Raw genomic sequence first — 24,644 nt, 5'->3', positions numbered from 1 at the left:
TATCGTTTGCCACTCATACTCACTCCTTTAGCCCAGAATTATGGCTCAAGAGTGTCTGCAGAAGTCGTGGCGATTCACCCTACCATTCAGGGTATATGGCCGGAGAAACCGAACGGAATAATCGCCGTTATGCCAATAGCGTATTAGTTCGTGGCGCACCCGCCAACGCGCAAAATGCCTGTAAAGCGCGTGGCGATGATTACTGGCGCGTTCCGGCTGGTAGCACAGTTCCGGTCAGCGTGTTCGGCTATGGACAAGGCAACTATGAAGTCGTGGTGGCTACGGGCCATCGCCGTGCAAGTTGTTCGGTGAATGCCTCCGGTCAAGTCAATGACTTTCAACCGCAATAAGGCGGCGTGGCGGCGACACCAACCCGTGGTATGGGTGGAGACATGATCAACCTTGGGAGAAGTCCAATGGAAACCAAACACCTTGCCCGCCGCTTCTGGATTCTGGCTGGCGCGCTGCTTGTCATGGGTTCGGGCTTTGCTGCTGACCAAACGCGTACCGAGAGAGTGCAGTTTAAGCGGGGCAGCAACAGTGCCACGGTGGAATCCCGCATCAAGGGCTACGAGAGCGTGGACTACTTGCTCGGGGCACGCGCTGGCCAGCACATGAACGTCAGCATGACTACCAAGCACGGAGCTACCTACTTCAACATCCTGGCCCCTGGTGAAACTGAAGTGGCCATGTTCAATGGCTCGATGAACGACAACCGGTTCGAAGGTACGTTGCCTGCAAACGGTGACTACAAAATCCGCGTCTACATGATGCGTTCGGCTGCACGCCGCAATGAAGTGGCCCCTTTCCGGTTGAAGATGGCCATAGGCAGCCCTGGACAGCAAACGCAGCGCCCTCCCAGTGGCGATGTCCTGGTGCCCGGAACCAACTTCCATGCCACCGGACAACTCCCCTGCTCCGCAGGTGGTGGTCAGCCCACGGGACAGTGCAACTTCGGCGTCCGGCGTGAGGGCGGCGGCAATGCCAATGTCACCATCACCGGCCCGGATGGGCGGCAGCGTGTCATCTTCTTCAAGAACGGGAACCCCGTGGGGTATGACAAGAGCCAGGCTGATCGCAGCCCGCTCCAGGCACACAAGCAAAGTGACCTGAATATCATTCGTATCGGTGAAGAGCGATACGAGGTCTCGGACGCCATTGTTCAGGGCGGCTGACGCTCAGATCGACTTGGTGATTCTTAATGGAGACCATTGCGGCCCTGTTGATCGGTAAGCCCTGGCGCAGTGCGTTGGTGGCAATGCTATTTCTGGTGTTGTACCTCTGGCGCAGAAGCCAGGCGGCAGACGTAAGCCGACGATCACACATGCCGTTGCTGGCTGCTTTGGCTTGGGCAAGCTACGCGGTGTGGGAATGGGTGATTCTCCTGCGGACGCCTGAGGCCAACATACGGGTCGATCTGCTGCTGATATACCCACTGCTGGCTGTGCTGTCGCTGTGGGGCTCATACCGCGCGTTACGGGCTTAGTAACTTCGCATCCGAGCTCGGCCAATTCTCTACCCAGCTTGGTAATTTCCGCTTCAAGTTCCGGAACGGGGGGGGCCGGCGATCACGAAGCAATGTTTGATCTGTCGGTTGTCTCGTGTCGCGTATTCATGAGACCAAGTATCAATCTTAGCGTAGCTGTACGTGAGTGCGTCACTGCAGACGGTGGCCATCTCGCGACTCGTGTCGTCAAATGCAACGATCAAGGAGGCATTCAAGATATGATCGGCCGCCCCGCAGCGCGACGAGCGCATCGCCCGCGACCTGTCCTATGTGCGTTATTTTTGCCCGCTATCCGGCCGCTGCCGCAAAATCGTCCAGCGCTCTTTTCAGCGCACCGATTTCGTACGGCTTGAGCAGCATCGTCGAGTCTGCCAGCGAGGTGTTGGTATTGCGTCCCGAGGCAAACAGCACTTTCAACTGCGGCGACAATGCGCGTGCCTGACCAGCAAGATCCTCGCCCGACATCCCAGGCAGTTCCAGGTCGGTCATCAGAACGTCGGCCAACGCCAGTTCAGGCAGCGCCAACGCATCTTCACCAGTAGCCGCGCTGGTCACGGCATGCCCGAACAGTTGCAGCAGCTCCGTCGTCGTTGCCCGCAGCGAGTCGTCGTCTTCGACCAGCACGATTTTCAGCGCGGCCGGCTCCCTGACCGCCAATCTGGTCTGCGCCCTGGCTTGGGTCAAGTCGCGTGTTGCTCCCATGCGCTGATTGCGGTTGGCCAGTACATGGCGGATCTTGGCCGCAAGCGATGAACGCGTGTACGGCTTGCCCAATAAATCGACACCGGCGTCCAGCCGGCCGCCATGCACGATCGCATTCTCCGTGTAACCCGAGGTGAACAGCACCGCCAGGTTGGGAATGGCTTCGCGCGCCTTGCGTGCCAGGTCTGGACTGCGCAGCGGCCCCGGCATGACCACGTCCGTGAACAGCAGGTCGATCGGAATGCCGCTTGAGATGATCGCCATCGCGCTGGTAGCGTCCGGCGCCTTCAGCACACGGTAGCCCAGCTCGCCGAGCATTTCGACGACGGTTTCGCGCACACCTTCATCATCTTCGGCCACCAGAATCGTTTCGCTGCCGCCGGTCGGTTCGCGCAGGTCGACCGGCTCAAGGGCGTCTTCGGCTTCGAGCGATCGCGGCAGGTACAGTTTCACGGTCGTGCCGTGCCCGACCTCGCTGTAGATCTTGACGTGGCCGCCCGACTGCTTGGCAAAGCCATACACCATCGACAAGCCGAGGCCACTGCCCTTCCCTTCGGGCTTGGTCGAGAAAAACGGCTCGAACGCCTGCGCGATCACCTCAGGCGGCATGCCCGATCCGGTATCGCTGACGGCAATCATCACATACTGGCCCGGGGTCACATCCGGATGGGCAGTCGCATAATCATCGTCCAGCTTGGCGTTGCCAACCTCGACGGTCAACTTGCCGACGCCGGCCATCGCGTCGCGCGCGTTGATGCACAGGTTGAGGACTGCGTTCTCGACCTGCGAAATATCGACGAAAGCATTCCAGAGCCCGGCCTGGATGATGGTTTCGGTCTCGATCGCCTCGCCCAGCGCACGCCGCAGCATGTCGTCCATGGCAGCCACGTTGCGTCCAAGGCGTACCACCTTTGGTTCGAGCGCCTGGCGACGCCCGAAAGCGAGCAGCTGGCTGGACAGCTTGGCGCCGCGCAGCACGCCGTCCATGGCGTTCTCGATGCGGCGCTGCGCACGCGGGTTGTTGGCGACGTCGGTACCGAGCAGTTGCAGGTTTCCCGCGATCACTTGTAGCAAATTATTGAAATCGTGGGCCACACCACCAGTCAGCTTGCCGATAGTCTCCATTTTTTGCGACTGCTGCAGCGCCTGTTCGGTGCGCTTCATGGCTGCCGCGGCTTCGCGCTCGGCGGTGACGTCGCGCGCCACTGCATGGATAAAGCCGGCGTCCGGCGTGGCCGACCATGCCAGGGTACGGTAGCTGCCATCGCGGTGGCGATAACGATTCTCAAAACTGAAGGTCGTGCGGCCTTCGCTCAAGCCACCGACCTCGCGCATGGTCGAGGCGACGTCTTCGGGATGCACGAGGTCAAGAAACGCCGTACCGATCAACTGCTCTTCGGCCCAGCCGAGAACGGTTGTGAACGCGGGGTTGACGGCAACAATTTGCGAACCAAAGTCGGCCACCAGCATCAGTTCCGTCGACAGCAGCCAGATGCGGTCACGCTCCGCGGTCCGCTGGCTGACCTGTTCGGCCAATTTGTCGTTCAGCGTGAGGAGCGCTTCGGCAGCGCGCTTCTGGTCCTGGATGTCGGTATTGGTGCCGACCCAGCGCGTGATCGCGCCGCTGTCGTCGCGCACTGGCATGCCGCGGCCCAGGTGCCAGCGATAATTGCCCATGTGGTCCCGCAAGCGAAATTCGATTTCGTAGGTGTTGCCGGTGGCGAGCGCGTGGCTCCACGCCGACACCGCGGCATCGATGTCGTCGGGATGTACGATATTTGCCCAGCGGCCTTCGCCCAGATCGCCGGCCTGATGGCCGGAGTAGCTATAGACGCGATCGTTGAACCAGTCCAGCATGCCGTCCGGCGGCGCCGACCAGACCTGATTGGGCAAGGCCTGCGCCAAGGTGCGGAACAATTTCTCGCTGGCGCGCATCGACTGCTCTGCGGTCACGCGTGCTGTGACGTCCGCGCCCTGGACAAAAATGCCGTACACGGCGCCGTGCTGGTCGCGTACCGGTTGATACACGAAGTCGACGAAACGCGCTGCGGCTGGAGCTTTTGCCGTTTCAACGGTCGAAAACGGCACGGCGACACCGGAATACACCTCGCCGCTGGCATACAGCTTGTCCAGCAGGGCCCCAAAGCCTTGCTCGACCGCCTCGGGTAAGGCATCGGCGATGGTTTTGCCGATGAGATCGCGGTAGCCAACCAGCTCGAGGTAGGCTTCGTTGACCTGGACGAAGCGGTGCTCCGGCCCCTCCAGCATCGCCATGAAACCGGGCGCCTGATTAAACATTTGTTGCAGGCGTGTCCGTTCACCCTGCAGGAAACGCTCGACACGTACCTCATTGGTCGTGTCGGCCACCATCGCCATCACACCGACCGGCACATGGTCTTCGCCGAGGATCGGGGAATAGTCCAGATTGAACCAGATCTGCTCCTCGCGACCGTTGCGGTGCAGCGTCAATTCCTGGCCGGCGTAATGCAGCGTTTGCCCAGCCATGCAGACCCGCATGACGTTGTCATTGAACTCATGCGCCTCCGGCCAGGCAGCGCGCACCGCCATGCCGAGCACGCCGGGGTGCTTGTCCTGCGCCACTTCGGCGTAGCCACTGTTGTAGATCATCACCCCCTCGTCGCCCCACATCGTCGTGATCGGGAATGGCGAATGCAGAATCAGCGAGACCGTGCTTTTGACACTCTGAGGCCAGGCGCTGATCGGCCCGAGGGAAGTCTGAGACCAGTCGAAGCGGGCGATCAGATCGCCCATTTCACCAGTGTTATCGAGGAACGACATTGAGACGGGCAACGACGCGGCACCGGACTGTTTCATTGATTTTGCATGAGTGGGAAACGATCTTCGATTATACGTTATTGCTATGCCTGCAATTATTCGGTTGGCGGCGTGTGTGCCCGCGCCGCGTGCAGTTTCTTGTAGCTGTCGATCAGGCGCGCGTGGCGATCGAGTCCTTCGAGCTTCATGCTCGTCTCGGTCAAGCCGTGGAAGCGCACGCTGCCGTCCACCGAGCCCATTACCGCGTCCATCCGCTGGTCGCCAAACATGCGGCGGAAATTGACAGCGTAATCGTCCAGTTCCAGGTCGGCATCGAGCAGCACTTCAAGCACCACATTCAGCGCCTGGTAGAACAATCCGCGCTCCACCGTGTTGTCGTTGTATTGCAGGAAGGCCTGCACCAGCTCTTGTGCCGGCTCGAATTGCTCCAGCGCGAGATTGATCAGCAACTTGAGCTCCAGCACGGTCAGCTGGCCCCAGTCGGTGTTCTCGTCGAATTCCACCCCGATCAGTGTGGCGATATCGGAGTAGTCATCCAGTTCGTTGTTCTCCAGGCGATCCAGCAAGGCCTCGAGCGCGTCGTCGTCGAGACGGTGCAGGTTCAGGATATCTTCGCGGAACAGCAGCGCTTTGTTGGTGTTATCCCACACCAGGTCTTCAATTGGATAGATTTCAGAGTACCCCGGCACCAGGATGCGGCATGCAGTGGCGCCAAAATGCTCGTACACCGCCATGTACGCCTCTTTGCCCATGTCCTTGAGAATCCCGAACAAGGCTGCCGCTTCGTCGGCATTCGAGTTCTCGCCGTGGCCGGAGAAATCCCATTCCACGAAATCGAAATCGGCCTTGGCGCTGAAGAAGCGCCACGACACGACGCCGCTGGAGTCGATAAAGTGTTCGACAAAATTGTTCGGCTCAGTCACTGCCTCGCTGGCGAAGGTCGGACGCGGAAGGTCGTTCAGGCCTTCAAAACTGCGCCCCTGCAGCAATTCGGTCAGGCTGCGCTCAAGCGCCACTTCAAAGCTCGGGTGCGCGCCAAATGAGGCAAACACGCCGCCGGTGCGCGGGTTCATCAGCGTTACGCACATCACCGGGTAGACCCCGCCCAGCGACGCGTCCTTGACCAGCACCGGGAAACCCTGCTCTTCCAAGCCCTTGATGCCGGCGAGAATGCCCGGATACTTGGCCAGCACTTCCTGCGGAACGTCCGGCAACGCCATCTCGCCTTCGATAATCTCGCGTTTGACCGCCCTTTCGAAAATCTCGGACAGGCATTGCACCTGGGCCTCAACCAGCGTATTGCCGGCACTCATGCCGTTGCTGCCGTACAGGTTCTCAACCAGATTCGACGGGAAATAGACGACCTCGTCGTCGGATTGGCGGACAAAGGGCAGCGCGCAGATGCCGCGCGCCATGTTGCCGGAGTTGGTGTCGTACAGGTGCGTGCCGCTTAATTCCTCATCCGGGTTGTAGATGTCCAGGCAGTAGTCGTCGAGAATGTCAGCCGGGATCGCGCCTTTCGGGCCAGGCTTGAACCAGCGCTCGTTCGGGTAATGGACAAACGCGGCGTTCGCGATGTCTTCGCCCCAGAACGAGCCGGCGTAGAAATGGTTGCAGTTGATTCGCTCGATGTACTCGCCGAGCGCCGATGCCAGCGCGCTTTCCTTGGTCGCGCCTTTGCCGTTGGTGAAACACATTGGCGAGTGGGCGTCGCGGATATGCAGCGACCACACGTTGGGTACGATATTGCGCCACGATGCGATCTCGATCTTGATGCCCAGGCCGGCCAGCACTTCGGACATGTTGGCGATCGTCTGCTCCAGCGGCAGGTCCTTGCCGACGATATAGGTGCTGGCGTCGGCTGCCGGCTTTAGCGTCAGCAGTGCCTGCGCATCGGCATCGAGGTTCTCGACCTCTTCGATGACGAACTCGGGGCCGGCTTGAACCACTTTCTTCACGGTGCAACGGTCGATCGAGCGCAGGATGCCTTCGCGGTCCTTGGCCGAGATATCAGCCGGCAGTTCGACCTGGATCTTGAAGATTTGCTGGTACCGGTTTTCCGGGTCAACAATGTTGTTCTGCGATAGACGGATATTCTCCGTCGGGATATTGCGCGTCGAGCAGTACAACTTCACGAAATAAGCCGCGCACAGGGCCGACGACGCCAGGAAGTAATCGAAAGGACCGGGCGCGGAGCCATCGCCTTTGTAGCGAATCGGCTGGTCGGCAATGACCGTGAAATCATCGAACTTGGCTTCAAGGCGAAGCTTGTCGAGAAAGTTGACCTTAATTTCCATGGGGGATATCCAAAATAGTGTTCAACATGAGTTGGGCACCATTATCCGTTGTTTTGCCCGTGCGGCATAGGACGCCGACGGGCAAACACCGGCCGGGCAATGCATGCTACTTTGCACACGTTATCCGGATCGAGGCGAATTCATCAAAGAATCCCAGCTTGCGGCTGATGTCGGGCACTTTCTGGCCTCCCTTGAACATCGCTACCTGGTCGCGGAATCCTTCATTGTCGTACACCGTCATCATCGCCTTCGGGCCCAGTTCGATGCTGTTGACCCGGTCGTCCCAGTTCAGGCCAAACGGGCCGCTCATATCCGCCAGCGAAATCGGACCGGTCAGGGTCAAGGTGTCGCCCATGTAATTTTCGCCATCGTAAATCTTGGCCCAGCAGCCGCTTTTGGTCGATGCTTCGCGTGCGGCCAGGTCGACCGGAATCAGCACAAATACGTGTGGCGTCGTGCCCGCCGCGCGGTCCTTGGAAGGCTGGCCCTTTTGTGCGGATTGCCCGGTGCCGGACTCCGTGCGGGACGTTCCGGTCCCGCCTTGCGCGGTCTGGCCCGGGGTGGCCGGGCTGGCCTGGTCCGTCCCGTTGGCCTCGGTTTTTGCTTGTTCGGACTGGGCCGATGCGGGTGCAGCGACACCGGCCAGTGCCAGTGCCAGTGCGAAGCACAAGGCCAGTTGGCTGCTGCCATTGTTCATGTAGCTCATGACGATCTCCCTGAGAATGTGTTGGAAACGGCTGAAGCCCGGCCCGCATGTGCGCTCCGTGTCCAGCTCCAACCTGATTGACAAGCCATCACGACAATCAGTTCATCGCAGGCTGCGATCGGTCAGTAAATTCAGAGTAATCCGTCAGTGCCGGCGCCCCGGCGCCTGCGTAGCCGCCTGGCTTCCCAGGATCGGCAAACGGCCGCCGTCGGCAGTGACCACGGTTCCGGAGATAAAGCTCGATCGGTGCGAAGCGAGAAACAGCGCGACTTCGGCGACCTCGGCCGGCTTGCCAACCTCGTGCGCGTCGATGCTTTCCTCGCCTGACTTCACGTGCGGATTATTCCAGAGCATGTCGGTATCGACCGCGCCGAGGCGCAAGGCATTGACCCGGATGCGCCGCTCATAGCATTCCAGGGCAAGTCCGCGCGTGAATGCTTCGAGCCAGCCTTTGCTCGCCGAATAGGCCGTGCTGTGGGTGTCGGTCGCCACCGCGTGCACCGATGAGATGTTCAGGATGACACCCTGTTCCGGCATGTGCGGGATCGCGTACTTGCTCATCAGGAAAGGCCCGCGCATGTTGACCGCGGCGGTCTGGTCCCATTCCGCCTCCGGCATGTCGATCAGGGGCCCGGTCGCCATGACGGCGGCATTGTTGACCAGCACGTGGATCGCCCGCCATTGCTGGACAATGGCCGCAATGGCCGCCCTCACCTCGCCGCTGTTGCCGACATCGGCATGGAAATAGCTGCAGTCTCCGGTCCCGAGGCGCCCTGCCAGCGCCTTCAATTCGGCTTCTACCTTGCGCCCGGCGTCATCGCTGTGGCCAATGATTGCCGTCAGCGCGCCCTCTTCGACAAACTTGCGCGCGATCGCCGCACCGATACCGCCTGTCCCTCCTGTAATTACCGCCACCCGATCGCGCAGTTCCATTGGACCGTCACTTACGCAGGCACATCAGCCCGCTGTTGACCTGTCCGGACCATGTCTTGATCAGTTCGCGGTACGCCTCGCCGACCGGCCTGATGCGGCGCTCGAGGTCGAACAGTCCGTAATGGTTGACGTGCCCGGCATTGACTGCCAGCAGGCCGTCCCAATCGACCTGGTCAATCAGGCTGTACCAGGTAAATCCAATGATCGGCACGCCGTCATTCTTGAGCCGCAACACGTTTGCCCATTGCTGCTCCAGCCACAAGCGCCCGTCCTTCTCGTTGCGCCCGTCGGCGCGGTTATTGGTTTCCGTATGCATGACCGGCAGCCGGTAACGGTCATAGTACTGCTTGGTAATGACGTAATAGCCGAACATTTCGCAGACGAACATGCTGCCATCGGGATACACGATATGTTCGTTGGTCGCATAGTAGTCGTTGCCCATGATGCAAACGGCGCGGACGTTCCGGTCGAGGAAGAAATGGTACTCCTCGCGTGTCATGCCGTTGTCCATCAGGTATTCGTACATGGTGCCGCACACGTCGTAGCCGTAATTCAGGTCCAGCGCCAGGAACCGCAGCTCGTTGAGGTGGTCGGTCACGTGGGTCGCGGCGGGCTCGGCGGCGTGGAAATATTCCGACGACTCGCTCTGGATAAACCTGCTGTCGGGCTGTACCTGTTCGATCGCTTCGGTTGCCAGGATGTTGGCCTTGACTAGGTGTTTGGTGGCCGTGACGAAACCGCTGTCGGATGACAGGCACTCGTTCCACAGGCCGCGGCGCGCGGAGAAATTGGCCGCGACAAACATTTCGTTTACCGGCGTGTACAGCGTAATCCACGGGAAGCGTTCGGCGAAGGCCTTTGCGTACTCGGCAAACAGCATGGGGAAGTCGGGGTTCTGGAAGTTCCCCAGCCAGTCGGGAACGCCGAAATGGCACAGGTCGACGATGGGTTCGATGCCGAGGCGACGCATTTCGCCGAAGACCTGGTCGGTGAATTCCCAGTCATAGCGGCCGGGACCGAGGTGGGTGCGGTGATACGGCGGACCGTAGCGGAGCACCTCGATGCCGAGCTCCTTGACCAGCCCCAGGTCTTCGCGCCAGCGCGCATAGTGGCCGGTTTTCTCCATCTCGTCGACGCGATGGCGAGAGCCATCCGGCAAGGTGATGACCGGATAGCTATTCTCAATGCCAGTCGCAAAAAGGAACGGTTGCATAGCTCCCTGCTTTAACCTGTGCTGCTGGCGGGCATTGCCCTGCCCGTCTACTGCCGGCTTGCGGCCTGGTAGAGCGGCATGACAGCTGCCTGCATGCGGGTCAATTCCGCGATGCGCGATTCATTGGCCGGATGGGTCGACAGGAATTCCGGTGGACGCGCTCCGCTGCTGGCGCTGCCCATCTTTTGCCAGACGCTCATGGCCGCTGCCGGGTTGTACCCGGCGCGCGCGGCGATTTCCAGGCCAATCTTGTCCGCTTCGATTTCATTCTTGCGGGAATTTGGCAAGGTCAGCATCACATCCGTTACCTGGCCAGCCATCTTGGCCTGCGCTTCGGAGGTCTGCAGTGCGCCCATCACGACCGAGCCGATCAGGTTTTGCGCCATCGCCTGGGACACGCGTTCGCGGCCGTGCTCGCGCAGCGCATGCGCTATTTCGTGGCCTAGCACCATCGCAAGTTCGTCGTCGGTCAGCTGCAGCTTGTCGATGATGCCGGTGTAGACGGTGATCTTGCCACCGGGCGCCACCGATGCGTTCAGTTCAGGGGAATTGATCAGCGCCACTTCCCAGTTCCAGTTGGCCGCGTCGGGACGGAACACCGGCGCCTGCTGCTGCAAGCGCGCGGCAACGCGCCGCACACGGTCGTATGCGGCGCCCTGCGTAACGAGCTTGCCTGCCGCTCGTGCTTTTTCATTTTGCTCGTTGAAACTTACCTGCGCCATTTGTTCGAGCTGTTGGGCCGGAACAATCAGCAGCTGCCTGCGATCAACGTCGACTGCGCCGGGACTGGTGGTCGAGGAACAGCCCGCGAGGGTTGCAATAACGGAAACGACGACAGCTTGTTTAATGAGGGTAAGTTTCATGGCGGGAGTGATTAGTGGACGGAGGAAGTAACAGCGTAGCCTTTTTCAGACAGCTGCTCGGAGAGTTTCTCGATGTCGTAGTCCGGCATCTGGGTCGCGTCGTCATCGACCTCGATCGCCCTCGCCTCGACCTGCCAGTCGGTATTGGTCGCTTCTTCGGGAATGTTGCGGCTCTCGGGAACTGCGAGATACTGGAATTTGCCGTCGTTCTCGGCCCTGCGGTAGATATCCAAGCGCATGCTGAACTCCTATGAAAAGAAAGGCGGACCACGCCATCGATGTGCGGATCCGTAGCCTTACTTTGAAGAAGCGCGGCAGTTCTGTCTGTTAAGTCCCCCACATTGACCGGTTATCGGCCTGGACCGGACCCAAGGATACGGGCAGGCAGCATGACGATGGCGCGCAGCAATTCGAACACCGCTTCGACGCCAATCCCGATCAGGCGGAACGGCAGCGTCAGCAGCCAGGCTACCGGCCACAATACAAGTGCAAGCAGCGCCAGCGGCCAGCACAGGAACAACACAAGCAACCACACCAGGAAACTAAGCATCGTACACTCCGCTTGAATAGAGAATCAGTGTGCGTACAGTAACCAAGCGCGCAGCGCAGGGCAACCGCCATGCGACCGATTGCATGTGGGAGCGACAAGCCGTAAAAACCGGGGATAAACGGACAGCCGGGCTTACTGGCCCAGGCAGATGATCTTGGTGGTGTACTCGTGTGCATTGGGCTTGCGCTTGGTCGCCCAGTCGATTGCCTCCTGCGCCTCGGCAACGGTGAGCACGGTGGCTTTCTCCTTGTTCTTGATAAAGGAAACGCCTTCGAACTTTCCTTCCTTGCTGCGCATTACCTTCGCAAACACAGGCGGCTTGGTGTCGCCATCGCTGATTTTGTTTTGCTGGACGAGGTAACGCTGGTCATTGTTTTCCATAGGGAAGTTTCGCTGGTGATCGGACAAGCCGCTATTTTACGGGTTGGCGATGACGCTTGCCATGAAAACCAATGGGAGGTGAAAACCGCCCGGCCCTGGCGGCCGGGCGTTCGCCGCGGGCTTAAGCGCGGACGGCGTTGTGCTGCGCCGTGGTGGCGACCATGTCGTGGGCCACCGAGACGCGCATTGTCGCTTCCAGCGATGGCAGCGAGCCGCCGGCCCGGTACGAGAAGCTCACTTGCACCACGTCGCCGGCCTTGACCGCCACGGCCGTGGGAACCGGCAGGCTCATGTAATGGTTGAGCCAGTCGATCGTGCTGCCCTCTTCCTGCACGACGGCGAGGATGTTCTTGGTGATGAAGCGCAGCGAATTGAAGGTGCCGCTGCGTTCGGCCACGAATTCGCCTTCCCAGGATATCTGCGGGTCGGTGGGCTGGCTGAAGTCGATGATGCTGTAGACGGCCGGCTGCGCCAGCGCGATGGTGCCCGGGTGGATCACGTTGGTTTCATGGAACTGAACGATAGGCGCGTAAAAGCCTTCGAAGTCGTACTCGACCTGCATCGGCTGGACCGCCATGATGGCAGCTTCCGGCAGGAACACCGGCAACGGCCCGCCAAAACGCTCGAGGTAGCGGATCTTGAAGGCTTCGATGACCTGGACCTGCTTCTCGCGCAGCATGCCAACATGGATCATTTCGCAGATCACGACGTCGACCGGCTCCGGCGGCAGGTAATTGAAGGCATCGGCGTGGATCACTTCGACCTTGTGGCCATTCGGGTTCAGCGCCAGCATCTTGCGCGCTTCCTTGACCATGTCGGGGTTGAACTCGACGCAGTAGACCTTGTCGGCCTTGGCCGCCGCGAACCACGACAGCACGCCGGTGCCGCCGCCCAGTTCCAGCACCTTGTGACCGGGACGCACGGCATAGTGAATGGCGGCCTTAAACCCGTGCATGCGGTTTTGGTCCATCAACATATTGTGGTGGTAATGGACGGGGATGAACTGCCCCAAATAGCAACTTTCGATTTCGCTTTCGTTCCGCATGGTTTCCCTTTTCGCTCCTGCGGCTAAGCCCTGCCCTACGCCGGCTTGCCTGTTGTGGTTCTAACAGAGCAATTATCGGCAACAACGGCCTCGGCCCATGCGGCGAGGTGGGCGGTGTTTCCATGCCAGTTCGGGAATTGCCTGAACGAACTATCGGGTGCGGCGGCCTTGCGGGCGATGCGCCTTGATGAGCTTGACGATGCGCGGCCTGTCCATGCGCTCGGCCAGCTGGGCGGCGGTCAGGCCGTCGGCGCCTTTCAGGCCGGTGTCGGCGCCCGCGTCCAGCAGCACGGCCACCGCCGGCTCCTGGCCTTCGCGCGCCGCCATCATCAACGGTGTCAGCCCGCCGGGCGCGCGCGCGTTGAGGGCCGCGCCGCGCTCGACCAGGATGCGGGCGATGTCGGCTGAACCACCGGCCGCCGCATAGTGCAGCGGACTCCAGCCGGACCGGTTGACCGATGCGCCGCGTTCCAGCAATGCCACAGCGGCTGGCTTGTTGCCCTTGAATGCCGCCATCATCAATGCCGTATTGCCGTTCGGCGCCGCAAGTTCGAGTTCTACGCGAGGATCTGCCACCAAGGTATTGAAAACGCCGTGGGAATCTTCACGCAGTGCGATGATCAGCGCGGTCTCGCCACTGCGCGGATCGCGCGCATTGGCGCTGACGCCCTTGGCCAGCATCGCGCTCACGGCGTTGGCGTTATCGACTTGCACCACCCGGAAGAACTCGGTCAGGTCATCTGCGCTGGCACTGCGTATTGCGCCGAAGCACAACATGAGAAACAACATGAAGCAGGTCGGGCGGCGCAGTATCAACATGAAGTCCTCAGCGTACGACGTTGAATAGATTGAAAAAATTACTTGTCGTCTGCTCCGCGACCTGGCTGAGCGGGACGTCCTTCAGCGTTGCCAGGTACTCGGCGACGTGGCAAACGAAACCAGGCTCGTTCATTCGGCCGCGGTGCGGCACCGGGGCCAGGTACGGCGAGTCGGTTTCGATCAGGATGCGCTCCATTGGGACCGCGCGGGCCACCGCCTGCAGGTCTTTGGCACTCTTGAAGGTGACGATGCCGGAGAACGAGATGTAAAAGCCCATCTCCAGCGCCGCTTCCGCCACTTCGAGCGATTCCGTGAAGCAGTGCATGACGCCGGCGACGCCGCCCTTGTCGGTGCCGGCGCCTTCTTCGCGCATGATGCGAATGGTGTCTTCGCTCGCCGCGCGAGTGTGGATAATCAAAGGCTTACGGGTGATTCTTGAAGCTTTGATGTGAGTGCGAAAACGCTCGCGCTGCCACTCCAGGTCGCCTTCGAGCCGATAATAATCGAGGCCGGTCTCGCCGATGGCGATGATTTTTGGATGGTTTGCCAGTTCGACCAGCTGGTCGACGCTTGGTTCGGGGGTGTCTTCGTAGTCCGGGTGCACGCCGACCGAGGCGTAAATATGCGGGTACTGTTCGGCCAGCGCGAGTACTTGCGGAAAGTCAGGCAGGTCGACGGACACGCAGAGCGCGTGGGTGACCCTGTTTTCGGCCATCTTGGCAAGGATCTCGGGCATCCGGGCAGCCAGCTCCGGGAAGTTGATGTGGCAGTGGGAATCGATATACATGGCGTCATTGTACGCGGCAACCGCCCCGGTCGCCGGGCGCAGGGCGGAAAAGCGTCGCGCCGGCGCCGAACCGCAAGCGGGTATCAGGCGACGCGCTTGCCCATGATGGTCAGGTCGCGTTCGACGCCGTCCAGGTTGGCAACGCGCGGCAAGTTCGCCCAGGTCTCGAAGCCATACTTCTTGAACAAGCCCAGGCTTGGCGCATTGTGCCCAAAAATGAAACCAAGCAAGGTGTGCACGGCAATTTTCGGCGCATGGGCGATCGCTTGCTCCAGGCAATACCGCCCCAGCCCCTTGCCGCGCCAGTCTTCGGCGATATAGATCGACACCTCGGCCGTGCCGGAATACGCCGGACGCCCGTAAAAGTTCGAGTAAGACATCCAGCCTATCACTGGGCCGCTGTGATTCGTTTCGTGAATCACCCACAGTGGCCGCCGTGCCGGGTCGTGGTCATCGAACCACTGCTGGCGCGAGGCCACCGTAACCGGCTCGGTATCGGCGGTCACCTCGCGCGAGGCGATGGTGGAGTTGTAAATGTCTACGATGACAGGCAAGTCTTCAGGGCGTGCGACGCGATGGACGAAAAACGGCATAAAAGCGGAGGTGGGATTAAAGGGTATGGGTGGCGCGCGATGAACGCAGTGCGGCGCCGAGGATTTCTTCGATGCGCAGCTTGGCGCGCTGGCCAGCTTCGTCGTCCGGGAAATGCACGCCGATGCCTTGCGCCTTGTTGTTGTTGGCGCCAGCAGGCGTGATCCAGGCGACTTTGCCGGCGATCGGGTATTTGTTCGGGTCTTCCATCAGCGCCAGGATCAGGTAGATCTCGTCGCCGAGTTTGTAGGGCTTGGCCGTCGGCACGAAGATGCCGCCGTTCTTCAGGAACGGCATATAGGCGGCATACAGTGCCGCCTTTTCCTTGATGGCAAGCGACAGCACCGATGGCCGCGGGATCAGCGGAGCGTTCGGGTCAGTTGGGTTGCCACTCATTCAAATCCTTTCAAGCACAACATGCAGTGTAATCAAGCAGCATGTCCTCGACAAACAGTTTCGGCGACAAGGGGTGGTCGGCGACCGCCCGGCGGTCGTTTGCACCCTTGATGGCGCGCATCAGATTCGCAGTGTGCACCTTGCCTGCCAGTACTGCAAGTTCCTTCTCGTAACGGGGGAAGTAGCGAATCTTGCCGGATAACTTATATGACAACAGATCGTACAGCCAGCGCTGTTGCCAGAAAACCAATGATGCCAGCGGCGCCTTGCTGAGCTTGTCGGCCGCTTTCAGCGCGCCCTCCACGCCAGGGCGTGCCAGCACCTGCAGCAGCGCCTCCATGTCTTCGCGGCTGCCCGATTCCGATTGTGCCAGCGCGGCCAGCGGCGCCCCGCCCTGCTCGCGCAGCCAGCTGTCGGCGTCGGCCAGGCCTTGCTGGTTCAGCCAGGCCAGCGCGGCCGCAGTGTCGGGCATCGGCAAGGCGAACTTGCGGCAGCGCGACAGGATGGTCGGCAGCAGCCGGTCCAGGCTGTTGGATGCGAGCAGGAACACGGTGCCGGGCGGCGGCTCTTCCAGCGTCTTGAGCAGCGCGTTCGACGCCGGCGTGTTGAGCGCCTCGGCCGGGTACACCACCACCACCCGCAGGCCTTGGCGGTGGGTCGAGATGTTCATGAAGTCGGCCAGGTTCCGGATCTGCTCGATCTTGATTTCCTTCGACGGCGCCTTGGTCGATTTGGATTTCTTGCCGGTGTCGCCGTCCGCGCCCTCGTCGCCGTCCGAACCAGGCTCGTCCTCCAGCGCTTCCGGGCGTACGCGCCGGTAGTCGGGGTGGTTGTTCTGCTCGAACCAGCCGCACGATCCGCAGGCGCCGCAGGCGTGGCCGTCGGCGCGCACGTTTTCACACAGCAGCGATTGGGCGAAGGTTTCGATGAAGCCGGACTTGCCGGTGCCTTCCGCGCCGTAGAACAAGATGGCGTGCGGCAGGCGCTCGCGCAGCAGCTGCAACTGCTCCCACGCCTGCGCGTGCCAGGGGTACAGTGGCTTGACCATCAGGCGACCAGCTTTCCGAGCACGCCAGCGAGGAAGGCGCGGGTCTCGTCGATGCTGCGGGTCGAGTCGACGACGACAATGCGCTCGGGGAACTGCGCCGCGCGGCGCAGGTACTCGTTGCGGCATGCGGCGAAGAACGCGGCCTGCTCGCGCTCGAACTTGTCCAGCGTGCGCGTCGCGTCCAGGCGCGTGCGGGCAACTTCCAGCGGCACGTCGAACAGCAGCGTCAGGTCAGGCTGAAGGTGCGGGTGCACCCAGTTTTCCAGCGCTTCGAGCTTGGCGCGGTCAAGGCCGCGGCCGCCACCCTGATAGGCGAAACTGGCGTCGGTAAAGCGGTCCGACAGCACCCAGTCGCCGCGCGCCAGGCCCGGCGCGATCACCTGGGCGATGTGTTCGCGGCGGCTGGCAAACATCAGCAAGGCTTCCGTTTCCAGGTCCATCTTTTCGTGCAGCAGCAGCTCGCGCAGCTTCTCGCCTACCCCGGTGCCGCCCGGCTCGCGCGACGACACCACGGTCTTGCCGCGCGAGGCGAGGTAATCGGCCACGAAGCCGATATGGGTGGACTTGCCGGCGCCGTCGATGCCTTCAAAGCTGATGAACTTGCCCGGTGCCGCTGTACTTTGTTTCATGAAACGCAAGGCCTATCGTTGGAATTTATTCACTGCGCGATTGTGGTCAGGCAGGTTGTCGGAGAACTGGCTGCTGCCATCCCCGCGCGAGACGAAATACAGCGCCTCGGTGGTGGCCGGGCCCATCGCCGCGGCCAGCGACTGCTCGCCCGGCAGTGCGATCGGCGTCGGCGGCAAGCCGGAGCGCGTATAGGTATTGTAAGGGGTATCGGTCTCCAGATCCTTCTTGCGGATGTTGCCGTCAAACTTGGGGCCGATGCCGTAAATGACGGTCGGGTCGGTCTGCAGCATCATGCCGCGCTTGAGGCGGTTGACGAACACCGCGGCAATCATCGGGCGCTCCGATTCCTTGCCGGTTTCCTTTTCGACGATCGAGGCCATCACCAGCGCCTGGTAAGGCGTGGTGTAAGGTAAGTCTTGCGCACGCTTTTCCCAGGCGGCATTCAACTTGGCCAGCAACACGCTGTGCGCCTGCTTGTAGATGGTCAGGTCGCTGGCGCCTTTGGCGAACAGGTAGGTATCCGGGAAGAACAGGCCTTCCGGTGCCGTGTACTCCTTTGAAATCTTCTGCATCAGCTCAGTGTCCGACAGCTTGGCGGTGTCGTGGCGCAAGCCCTTGTTGGCCGCGACCGCTTCGCGCATCTGGCGGAAGGTCCAACCCTCGATGATGGTCAGCGATTCCTGGGCGAACTCGCCGCGCACCATCAGGTCGATCAGGCCGCGCGGCGTGGTATTCGGTTTCAGCTCGTAGGAACCGGCTTTGATCTTGCCGCTTTTCTGCGTCACCCGCGCCAGTGTCGACAGCAGGAACGGGTTGACCGGCACCCCGGCAGCCGATATTTCCTTGGCGGCGGCGCCGACGCCGCTGCCTGGCAGCACCGTAAACGAAATCGGCTCCCCCTGCGTGGTGATGGCTTGCTTGGCCCAGTAGCTGAAACCGCCGACGGTGGCCGCGGTGACGAGGATCGCTGCGACAGCTATTTTTTTAATGAACGACATACCCGATCCCTTGGTTTTGCGCGGCTTCCGGCGCGATTTTCTCGACATCTTTATAATGAGCCCGTAATGATAAAGCTTTAATCGGCAAATAAATGAATAATATAAACAGTTGGAACGACTATCTCGCTGCTGCCGGCGCCCCTGTCCTTACACCGGACCAGCTCGCCGACGGCTTTGTTGCCGCAATCACCGGCCAGGACATTATCGCCGTCACCGGTGAAGAAGCCGCCAGTTTTTTGCATGGGCAGCTGACCAATGACGTCGAGCACCTCGGCAACGCCGAAGTGCGTCTCGCCGGCTACTGCACCCCCAAGGGCCGCTTGCTCGCAAGTTTCCTCATGTGGCGCAATGCCGAGTCGGTGTTTTTGCAGCTCCCCGCCGAACTTCGTGCTGCACTGCAAAAACGCTTGTCGATGTTTGTGCTGCGTGCGAAAGCCAGATTATCCGATGTGTCCGCAGATACTGCAAACTCGGTAACGATCGGCATCGGCGGCGCCCGTGGCCAGGCGGCCCTGCAGGCTGTGCTGGGCGACTTGCCGCCCGCGCCATACACCCGCATCGACCACGCGCTTGGCACCGTGATGCGCCTGGCGGACGCCTTCGGCGCGGCACGCTATCAATGGCTGACGACGCCTGAGTCCGCGCTCGCCGTGTTGCCCTCCCTGCGCTCGACACTCGCACTGGGCGGAAGTGACGCCTGGCGGCTATCGGAAATTCACGCCGGCATCCCGCAGATCACGCTCAAGACGCAGGAGCAGTTTGTTCCGCAAATGATCAACTACGAGCTGATCGGCGGCGTCAACTTCAAGAAGGGTTGCTATCCGGGCCAGGAAATCGTCGCGCGCAGCCAGTACCTCGGCAAGCTCAAGCGCCGCACCGCCCTCGCCAGCATCGCTGCGCGCGGCGTCGCCGCTGGCGACGAAGTGTTCGACGTGGCCGACCCCGACCAGCCCTGCGGCATGATCGTCAACGCCGCTCCCAACGGCGCCGGTGGCGTGGACGCGCTGGTCGAGCTGAAGCTTGCATCGCTGGAGCAAGGCGATATCCGCCTCGGCTCCGCATCCGGCGCCGCGCTGGCCTTCAAGTCGATGCCGTACGCGCTCGACGCACTCGAACTGTAGCCGCCATGCGCGATCTCTATATCTATTACAAGGTAAGCGACCGGCACGCCGACGCGCTGGAACTGCGCCTGCGCATGATGCAGGCTGAACTGGGCGCGCTGACCGGCGTGTATGGCGACATCAAGCGCCGCCCCGACAGCCGCGACGGCCTGCAGACCTGGATGGAAATCTACCTGGCAACCGGCGACGGCTTTGATGCAGCACTGGCCGCCGCCGAACGCGATGCGTCACTATCGGAGCTGATCGAAGGCGACCGCCGCGTCGAAGTGTTTATGGACCTGAGCCCATGTGCCTGATTGTTTTCGCCTGGCAAGTGATCCCTGGCGTGCCATTGATCGCCGCCGCCAACCGCGACGAATTCTACGACCGCCCGGCCAGTGCCGCCGATAGCTGGCCCGAGGCCCCGAACGTCATCGCCGGCCGCGACCTGAAGGCGGGCGGCACCTGGATGGGCATCACCCAGCAAGGCCCGGACGGCGCGCGCTTCGCCGCCATCACCAATATCCGCGGCCCGCAGGAACGGCGCGCCGATGCCCCGTCGCGCGGCGCGCTGGTCGCCGATTACCTGGCGGGCGACCTCCCTGCCGAGGCGTATATCGCGCGCATTGCCGCCGCCAGCGGCCAGTACAACGGGTTCAACCTGGTACTGGGCGACCGTGGCGGCCTGTACTGGTTCTCGAATCGTGGCGCCGGCGATCCGCGCAACGGCAAGCTGCTCGCGCCGGGCATATACGGCGTCTCGAACGGTTTGCTCGATGCGCCCTGGCCAAAGGTGGTGCGCACCAAGGCCCAGTTCGCAAGCCTGCTGTGCCAGGGCGCGCCGGAGGATGCCTATTTCGAAATGCTGGCCGACACCACGCGGGCGCCGGACGCGCGCCTGCCCGATACCGGCGTCGCGATCGAAATCGAGCGTCAGCTATCGGCCGTGTGCATCGAAACGCCGGGGTACGGCACGCGCACCTCGACGGTCGTCAAGCTGTATGCGGACGCTCCGGCGCAATTGCACGAACGCCTGGTCCAGTAGCGGCTACAGCTTCGAGCGCAAAAATTCGCGCACGTGCGGCGTTGCCGCATACGGGTCGCCTGGATTGCGCTGCTCGACAATCGCCGCCATCCGCTCGGCCACGTTGCCGAGCGCGCCCGGGTGCGAATAAATATAGAACTGGCCGTCGCGCACCGCATCGAAGGTCATCTGCGCAACCTGCGCGGCGGTGACCTTTCCCGACTCCACCGCTTTCACGGTCATCGCCTGGGCCGCCATCTGGCTCGCGGTTGGCGCCGCATCCATTCTCACGTCATCGGGACGGTTGCGATGCGACTGGCTGATGCCGGTCGGTACAAAGTACGGGCACAGCACCGAGGCGCCGACCGGCGCCCCAACCAGCTGCAGGTCGTGGTACAGCGTTTCCGACAGCGACACCACCGCGTGCTTGGACACGTTATACACCCCCATCGCCGGCGCGTTCAGCAGCCCCGCCATCGACGCGGTATTCACGATATGGCCCTCGAACTGCGGATCGCGGGCCGCGCAGTCGAGCATCAGCCGGGTGAAGATGCGCACCCCGTGAATCACACCCCACAGGTTGACGCCAAGCACCCACTCCCAGTCGGCCTCGCTGTTCTCCCAGATTAGTCCGCCCGATCCAACGCCGGCGTTGTTGAACACCAGGTGCACCGCGCCGAACCTCGCCATGGCCGCATCGGCCAGCGCTTGCACCTGTTCGCCCTTGCGCACGTCGCAGGCCATCGCCAGCACCTCGGCGCCCTGCTCTTCGAGCGCGCGGCGCGCGTCGTCGAGCGCATCTTGCTGGACGTCGGCCAGCACGAGCTTCATGCCGAGACCGGCCGCGACGGTGGCGAACTCACGCCCCAGCCCACCCGCGCCGCCGGTGATGACGGCCACCCTGCCGGCGAAGTGCTTCATCAGATCAGCTTGACGAGTTGCTTGCCGAAGTTACGCCCTTGCAGCAGCCCGATGAACGCCTCCGGCGCCGCGGCCAGGTTGGGCGCCACCGATTCGCGGTACTTCAGCTTGCCGGTACCGACCAGCATGCCCAGTTCACCGAGGCCTTGCGGCCAGAATTCCATGTGCTCGGTCACGATGAAGCCGCGCAGGCTGATGCGGTTGGTCAGCAGGAAGCGCGCGTTGCGCAGCGGTGTTTCCTCGCCGTTGTAGCCGGAGATCAGGCCGCACAGCGCGATCCGTGCAAAGGCATTGGTCTGCGACAGCGCGCGGTCGAACACTTCGCCGCCGACGTTTTCAAAGATGCCGTCGATGCCGTTCGGCGCAGCAGCCAGCAAGTCGGCCTTCAGGTTGCCCGCCTTGTAATCGACGCAGGCATCAAAGCCGAGCTCGTCGACCACGTAAGCGCATTTCTCCGGTCCGCCGGCAATGCCGACCGCGCGGCAGCCATGCTGCTTGGCCAGCTGGCCGACCACGCTGCCGACCGCGCCGCTGGCGGCCGTCACCACCACGGTTTCGCCGGCTTTCGGGGCGATGATCTGGTTCAGGCCGTACCAGGCGGTCATGCCGGGCATGCCCACGGCGCCGAGGTAGGCCGACAGCGGCACGTGGGTGGTGTCGACCTTGCGCAGGTTGCGGCCATCGTCGACGCCCATCTCCGCCCAGCCCATCATGCCGACGACCATGTCGCCGACCGCGAATTTCGGATTGTTGGACGCCACCACTTCGCCGGCGGTGCCGCCGATCATGGTCTCGTCGAGCGGCTGCGAGGCCGCATAGCTTTTCGCTTCGCTCATGCGCCCGCGCATGTACGGATCGAGCGACAGGTAATGATTGCGTACCAGGACCTCGCCACTTTTCAGTTCAGGAACCGCCGCGGTCTCGAGGCGGAAATTTTCTGGCAGTACCGAACGGTGAGGCCGCGACGCCAGGACGATGCGTTGGAATTGTGTAGTCATGATTTATACCGCTGAGACACCGCCATCGACCGCGAGGGTCTGGCCGGTGATATGTTTGCCAGCATCGGATGCGAACAGCACCGTTGCGCCTTTGAGATCTTCGTCGTCGCCAATCCGGCCGAGCGGCGCGCCGCGCGACAGCTTGTCGACACCGATCGCGTCGAGCACGCCCTTGGTCATCTTCGAAGGGAAGAAGCCCGGTGCGATCGAGTTGACGGTAATGTTGTAGCGTCCCCATTCCCCGGCCAGGGTGCGCGTGAAGTTGATGACCGCGGCCTTGGACGTGTTGTAGGCCAGGGTCTGCATGGTGCCGGCCGGGTTGCCGGCCAGGCCGGCAATCGACGAAATATTGATGATGCGGCCGTATTTGCGCGGGATCATCGACAGCTTGCCGACCGCCTGGCTGACCAGGAAGATGCCGCGGATGTTCAGGTTCATCACCTTGTCCCAGGCTTCGACCGGGTGGTCCTCGGCCGGCGCCCCCCAGCTTGCGCCGGCGTTATTGACCAAAATATCGATATGGCCGAGGTGCGCGATGGCGCCGCCGACCAGCGCCTGCACCTGCTGATCCTGCGACAGGTCGGCCGCGATGGCGAACGCGTCAATGCCGCGCGAGGCCAGGTGGGCGCAGGCTTCGTCCAGCTCCGATTGCTTGCGCGAGGAAATCACCACCTTCGCGCCCTGCTCGCCCAGCGCTTCGGCCATTTGCAGGCCGAGCCCGCGTGAGCCGCCGGTGACGAGCGCGGTCTTGCCCGCCAGTGAAAATAGTTCTTGTGTCGTTCGCATCGATGCTTGTCCTTGTATCAGGCGTGGTAGTCCATGCACTGGCGCTCCGAGCGCACCGCGCCGATGAACGGCTTGACCGCGACATGCACCGGATGGTCGGCGTAGGCGTCGAGCGACTCCTTGCTGTCGAACTCCGAATACAGCACGATGTCGTAGGTCGCTTCCAATCCCGGCTCGGGCAGCTTCACTTCAAATTTCAGCGTCCCCGGCACCAGCTGCGCGCAGGATTCCAGCTTCTGCTTCATCTTCAACGCGTTGGCCGCCTTGTCGGCGCCTTCGGCGAAGTCCTTCAGTTTCCACATGACGATGTGCTTGACCATGATTGCTCTCTTTCTCAGACGACTTCGAACAGGCCAGCGGCGCCCTGCCCGCCGCCGATGCACATCGTGACCACGACATACTTGACGCCGCGCCGCTTGCCTTCGATCAGCGCATGGCCGACCAGGCGCGCGCCGGAGACCCCGTACGGGTGGCCGACCGCGATCGCGCCGCCATTCACGTTCAGGCGGTCCATCGGGATGCCCAGGCGGTCGGCGCAGTACAGCACCTGCACCGCGAATGCCTCGTTCAGTTCCCACAGGCCGATGTCGGCAACCGACAGGCCGGCTTTTTGCAGCAGCTTCGGCACCGCGAACACCGGGCCGATGCCCATTTCGTCCGGCTCGCACCCGGCCACCGCGAAGCCGCGGAAGATGCCCAGCGGGGTCAAGCCCTTGACCTCGGCGGCGCGGCTGCTCATCACCACGGCAACCGATGCGCCATCGGAAAACTGGCTGGCATTGCCGGCGCTGATCACGCCGCCAGGCAGGGCCGTCCGGATCTTCGACACCGCTTCGAGCGTGGTGTCGGCACGGATGCCTTCATCGGCCAAGATGGTCACTTCGCGGGTCAGCAGCATGCCCGATTCCTTGTCGGCCACACCCATCACGGTGGTCATCGGCACGATCTCGGCGTCGAACTTGCCGGCCGCCTGGGCATTGGCGGCGCGCTGCTGGCTCTGGACGCCATACTCGTCCTGGCGATCGCGCCCGATGTTGTAGCGCCTGGCGACCGTCTCGGCCGTCTGCAGCATTGGCCAGTACAGTTCAGGCTTGTGCTGCTTGAGCCAGGTGTCAGCCAGCATGTGGGTATTCATTTCCTGCTGCACGCAGGAGATCGACTCGACGCCGCCGGCCGCGTAGATGTCGCCCTCGCCCGCAATGATGCGCTGCGCGGCCGATGCGATCGTCTGCAGGCCCGACGAGCAGAACCGGTTGATTGTCATGCCGCCGGTGGTGACCGGGCAGCCGCCGCGGATGGCGATCTGGCGCGCGATGTTGGCGCCGGTCGCGCCCTCCGGGTTGGCGCAGCCGATCAGCACATCCTCGACCTCGCCGGGCTCGATGCCGGCGCGCGCGATGGCAGCCTGCAGCGCATGGCCGCCGAGGGTGGCGCCGTGGGTCATGTTGAATGCCCCTTTCCACGATTTGGCCAGGCCGGTGCGGGCGGTCGATACGATGACTGCATCTAACATTGATGTCTCCTGAAGGAAGTTGGGAACGCCTTCGCGGCGC

The 24,644-nt window shown here is 62.1% G+C and carries 28 protein-coding genes; 6 read left to right on the top strand and 22 right to left on the bottom strand.

Annotation, left to right across the window (positions count from 1 at the left end; genetic code table 11):
* The 3 genes from I4X03_RS22470 to I4X03_RS22460 all read left to right on the top strand — a co-directional run.
* Positions 1–350, top strand: a 350-nt coding sequence (locus I4X03_RS22470) for a hypothetical protein (RefSeq protein WP_223471199.1), incomplete at its 5' end; no start/stop codon positions are given.
* 66 nt (positions 351–416) lie between these two features.
* Positions 417–1,175: a hypothetical protein gene (locus I4X03_RS22465; protein WP_223471197.1), complete on the top strand. Its 759-nt coding sequence runs from the start codon at positions 417–419 to the stop codon at positions 1,173–1,175.
* A gap of 26 nt (positions 1,176–1,201) precedes the next feature.
* On the top strand, positions 1,202–1,486 hold the full coding sequence (locus I4X03_RS22460) for a hypothetical protein (RefSeq protein WP_223471189.1): 285 nt from the start codon (positions 1,202–1,204) through the stop codon (positions 1,484–1,486).
* 309 nt (positions 1,487–1,795) lie between these two features.
* Here the strand turns inward: I4X03_RS22460 and I4X03_RS22455 are convergent, their stop codons facing one another.
* The 17 genes from I4X03_RS22455 to mltG all read right to left on the bottom strand — a co-directional run bounded on the left by I4X03_RS22455 (position 1,796) and on the right by mltG (position 18,262).
* A complete protein-coding gene (locus tag I4X03_RS22455) occupies positions 1,796–5,044 on the bottom strand; it encodes a PAS domain S-box protein (protein ID WP_223471187.1) in 3,249 nt (1,082 codons plus the stop codon).
* 56 nt (positions 5,045–5,100) lie between these two features.
* Positions 5,101–7,302, bottom strand: a complete 2,202-nt coding sequence (locus I4X03_RS22450; RefSeq protein ID WP_223471185.1) for an OsmC domain/YcaO domain-containing protein — start codon at positions 7,300–7,302, stop codon at positions 5,101–5,103.
* A 106-nt stretch (positions 7,303–7,408) separates the two neighbouring features.
* Entirely contained in the window at positions 7,409–8,008 is a 600-nt protein-coding gene (locus I4X03_RS22445; RefSeq protein WP_223471183.1) for a beta/gamma crystallin domain-containing protein, read from the bottom strand.
* A gap of 144 nt (positions 8,009–8,152) precedes the next feature.
* Positions 8,153–8,941, bottom strand: coding sequence for an SDR family NAD(P)-dependent oxidoreductase (locus I4X03_RS22440; protein ID WP_223471180.1), 789 nt, complete (start codon positions 8,939–8,941; stop codon positions 8,153–8,155).
* A 7-nt stretch (positions 8,942–8,948) separates the two neighbouring features.
* Positions 8,949–10,154: a family 1 glycosylhydrolase gene (locus I4X03_RS22435; protein ID WP_223471178.1), complete on the bottom strand. Its 1,206-nt coding sequence runs from the start codon at positions 10,152–10,154 to the stop codon at positions 8,949–8,951.
* 47 nt (positions 10,155–10,201) lie between these two features.
* The gene (locus I4X03_RS22430; protein WP_223471176.1) at positions 10,202–11,017 is read right to left on the bottom strand and encodes a M48 family metallopeptidase; all 816 of its coding nucleotides are present in this window, start codon (positions 11,015–11,017) and stop codon (positions 10,202–10,204) included.
* Between the two features lie 11 nt (positions 11,018–11,028).
* A complete protein-coding gene (locus I4X03_RS22425) occupies positions 11,029–11,256 on the bottom strand; it encodes a DUF6139 family protein (protein ID WP_223471174.1) in 228 nt (75 codons plus the stop codon).
* Between the two features lie 110 nt (positions 11,257–11,366).
* A complete protein-coding gene (locus I4X03_RS22420; protein ID WP_223471171.1) occupies positions 11,367–11,567 on the bottom strand; it encodes a hypothetical protein in 201 nt (66 codons plus the stop codon).
* 132 nt (positions 11,568–11,699) lie between these two features.
* On the bottom strand, positions 11,700–11,948 hold the full coding sequence (locus I4X03_RS22415) for a hypothetical protein (RefSeq protein WP_223471169.1): 249 nt from the start codon (positions 11,946–11,948) through the stop codon (positions 11,700–11,702).
* A 121-nt stretch (positions 11,949–12,069) separates the two neighbouring features.
* Positions 12,070–12,993 carry a class I SAM-dependent methyltransferase gene (locus I4X03_RS22410; protein WP_223471167.1) on the bottom strand — a complete coding sequence of 308 codons (924 nt, stop codon included), beginning with the start codon at positions 12,991–12,993 and terminating at the stop codon, positions 12,070–12,072.
* Positions 12,994–13,143: 150 nt separating this feature from the next.
* Positions 13,144–13,812 carry an ankyrin repeat domain-containing protein gene (locus I4X03_RS22405; RefSeq protein ID WP_223471165.1) on the bottom strand — a complete coding sequence of 223 codons (669 nt, stop codon included), beginning with the start codon at positions 13,810–13,812 and terminating at the stop codon, positions 13,144–13,146.
* 7 nt (positions 13,813–13,819) lie between these two features.
* Positions 13,820–14,599, bottom strand: a complete 780-nt coding sequence (locus I4X03_RS22400) for a TatD family hydrolase (protein ID WP_223471163.1) — start codon at positions 14,597–14,599, stop codon at positions 13,820–13,822.
* Positions 14,600–14,682: 83 nt separating this feature from the next.
* A complete protein-coding gene (locus I4X03_RS22395; RefSeq protein WP_223471161.1) occupies positions 14,683–15,192 on the bottom strand; it encodes a GNAT family N-acetyltransferase in 510 nt (169 codons plus the stop codon).
* Between the two features lie 16 nt (positions 15,193–15,208).
* Entirely contained in the window at positions 15,209–15,586 is a 378-nt protein-coding gene (locus I4X03_RS22390) for a PilZ domain-containing protein (protein WP_223471160.1), read from the bottom strand.
* Positions 15,587–15,596: 10 nt separating this feature from the next.
* Positions 15,597–16,634 carry a DNA polymerase III subunit delta' gene (locus I4X03_RS22385; RefSeq protein ID WP_223471149.1) on the bottom strand — a complete coding sequence of 346 codons (1,038 nt, stop codon included), beginning with the start codon at positions 16,632–16,634 and terminating at the stop codon, positions 15,597–15,599.
* Positions 16,634–17,263: a dTMP kinase gene (gene tmk / locus I4X03_RS22380; protein ID WP_223471147.1), complete on the bottom strand. Its 630-nt coding sequence runs from the start codon at positions 17,261–17,263 to the stop codon at positions 16,634–16,636. Before tmk ends, I4X03_RS22385 begins: the two co-directional genes overlap by 1 nt.
* A 12-nt stretch (positions 17,264–17,275) precedes the next feature.
* Complete coding sequence (mltG, locus tag I4X03_RS22375) at positions 17,276–18,262, bottom strand: endolytic transglycosylase MltG (protein WP_223471146.1); 987 nt, start codon at positions 18,260–18,262, stop codon at positions 17,276–17,278.
* 92 nt (positions 18,263–18,354) lie between these two features.
* On the opposite strand from mltG, the gene ygfZ reads away from it, so the two are divergent.
* Genes ygfZ through I4X03_RS22360 form a run of 3 tightly spaced genes read left to right on the top strand, consistent with a single transcriptional unit; the run spans position 18,355 to position 20,407 of the window.
* Positions 18,355–19,383, top strand: a complete 1,029-nt coding sequence (gene ygfZ, locus I4X03_RS22370) for a CAF17-like 4Fe-4S cluster assembly/insertion protein YgfZ (RefSeq protein ID WP_223471144.1) — start codon at positions 18,355–18,357, stop codon at positions 19,381–19,383.
* A gap of 5 nt (positions 19,384–19,388) precedes the next feature.
* A complete protein-coding gene (locus tag I4X03_RS22365; RefSeq protein ID WP_223471142.1) occupies positions 19,389–19,679 on the top strand; it encodes a DUF4936 family protein in 291 nt (96 codons plus the stop codon).
* Positions 19,670–20,407 (top strand): NRDE family protein, encoded by a 738-nt coding sequence (locus tag I4X03_RS22360; protein WP_223471140.1) that lies wholly within the window; start codon positions 19,670–19,672, stop codon positions 20,405–20,407. Before I4X03_RS22365 ends, I4X03_RS22360 begins: the two co-directional genes overlap by 10 nt.
* A 3-nt stretch (positions 20,408–20,410) precedes the next feature.
* On the opposite strand, the gene I4X03_RS22355 is transcribed toward I4X03_RS22360, so the two are convergent.
* From I4X03_RS22355 to I4X03_RS22335, 5 genes are read right to left on the bottom strand one after another with little or no spacing between them, the layout of a single operon-like run.
* The gene (locus tag I4X03_RS22355; protein ID WP_223471138.1) at positions 20,411–21,307 is read right to left on the bottom strand and encodes an SDR family oxidoreductase; all 897 of its coding nucleotides are present in this window, start codon (positions 21,305–21,307) and stop codon (positions 20,411–20,413) included.
* Positions 21,307–22,305 (bottom strand): NADP-dependent oxidoreductase, encoded by a 999-nt coding sequence (locus I4X03_RS22350; RefSeq protein WP_223471136.1) that lies wholly within the window; start codon positions 22,303–22,305, stop codon positions 21,307–21,309. Before I4X03_RS22350 ends, I4X03_RS22355 begins: the two co-directional genes overlap by 1 nt.
* 3 nt (positions 22,306–22,308) lie before the next feature.
* Positions 22,309–23,091, bottom strand: coding sequence for an SDR family oxidoreductase (locus tag I4X03_RS22345; RefSeq protein ID WP_223471134.1), 783 nt, complete (start codon positions 23,089–23,091; stop codon positions 22,309–22,311).
* Between the two features lie 17 nt (positions 23,092–23,108).
* The gene (locus tag I4X03_RS22340) at positions 23,109–23,411 is read right to left on the bottom strand and encodes a Dabb family protein (protein ID WP_223471132.1); all 303 of its coding nucleotides are present in this window, start codon (positions 23,409–23,411) and stop codon (positions 23,109–23,111) included.
* Positions 23,412–23,425: 14 nt separating this feature from the next.
* Positions 23,426–24,604 carry an acetyl-CoA C-acyltransferase gene (locus I4X03_RS22335; protein ID WP_223471130.1) on the bottom strand — a complete coding sequence of 393 codons (1,179 nt, stop codon included), beginning with the start codon at positions 24,602–24,604 and terminating at the stop codon, positions 23,426–23,428.
* Between the last annotated feature and the right edge of the window lie 40 nt (positions 24,605–24,644).

The organism is Massilia soli (assembly GCF_016809835.1).
In the GTDB taxonomy this organism is placed as follows: Bacteria; Pseudomonadota; Gammaproteobacteria; order Burkholderiales; family Burkholderiaceae_D; genus Telluria_A; species Telluria_A soli.
Note: the sequence above shows the minus strand (reverse complement) of the source record. Positions and strands in the feature narration are given on the sequence as shown.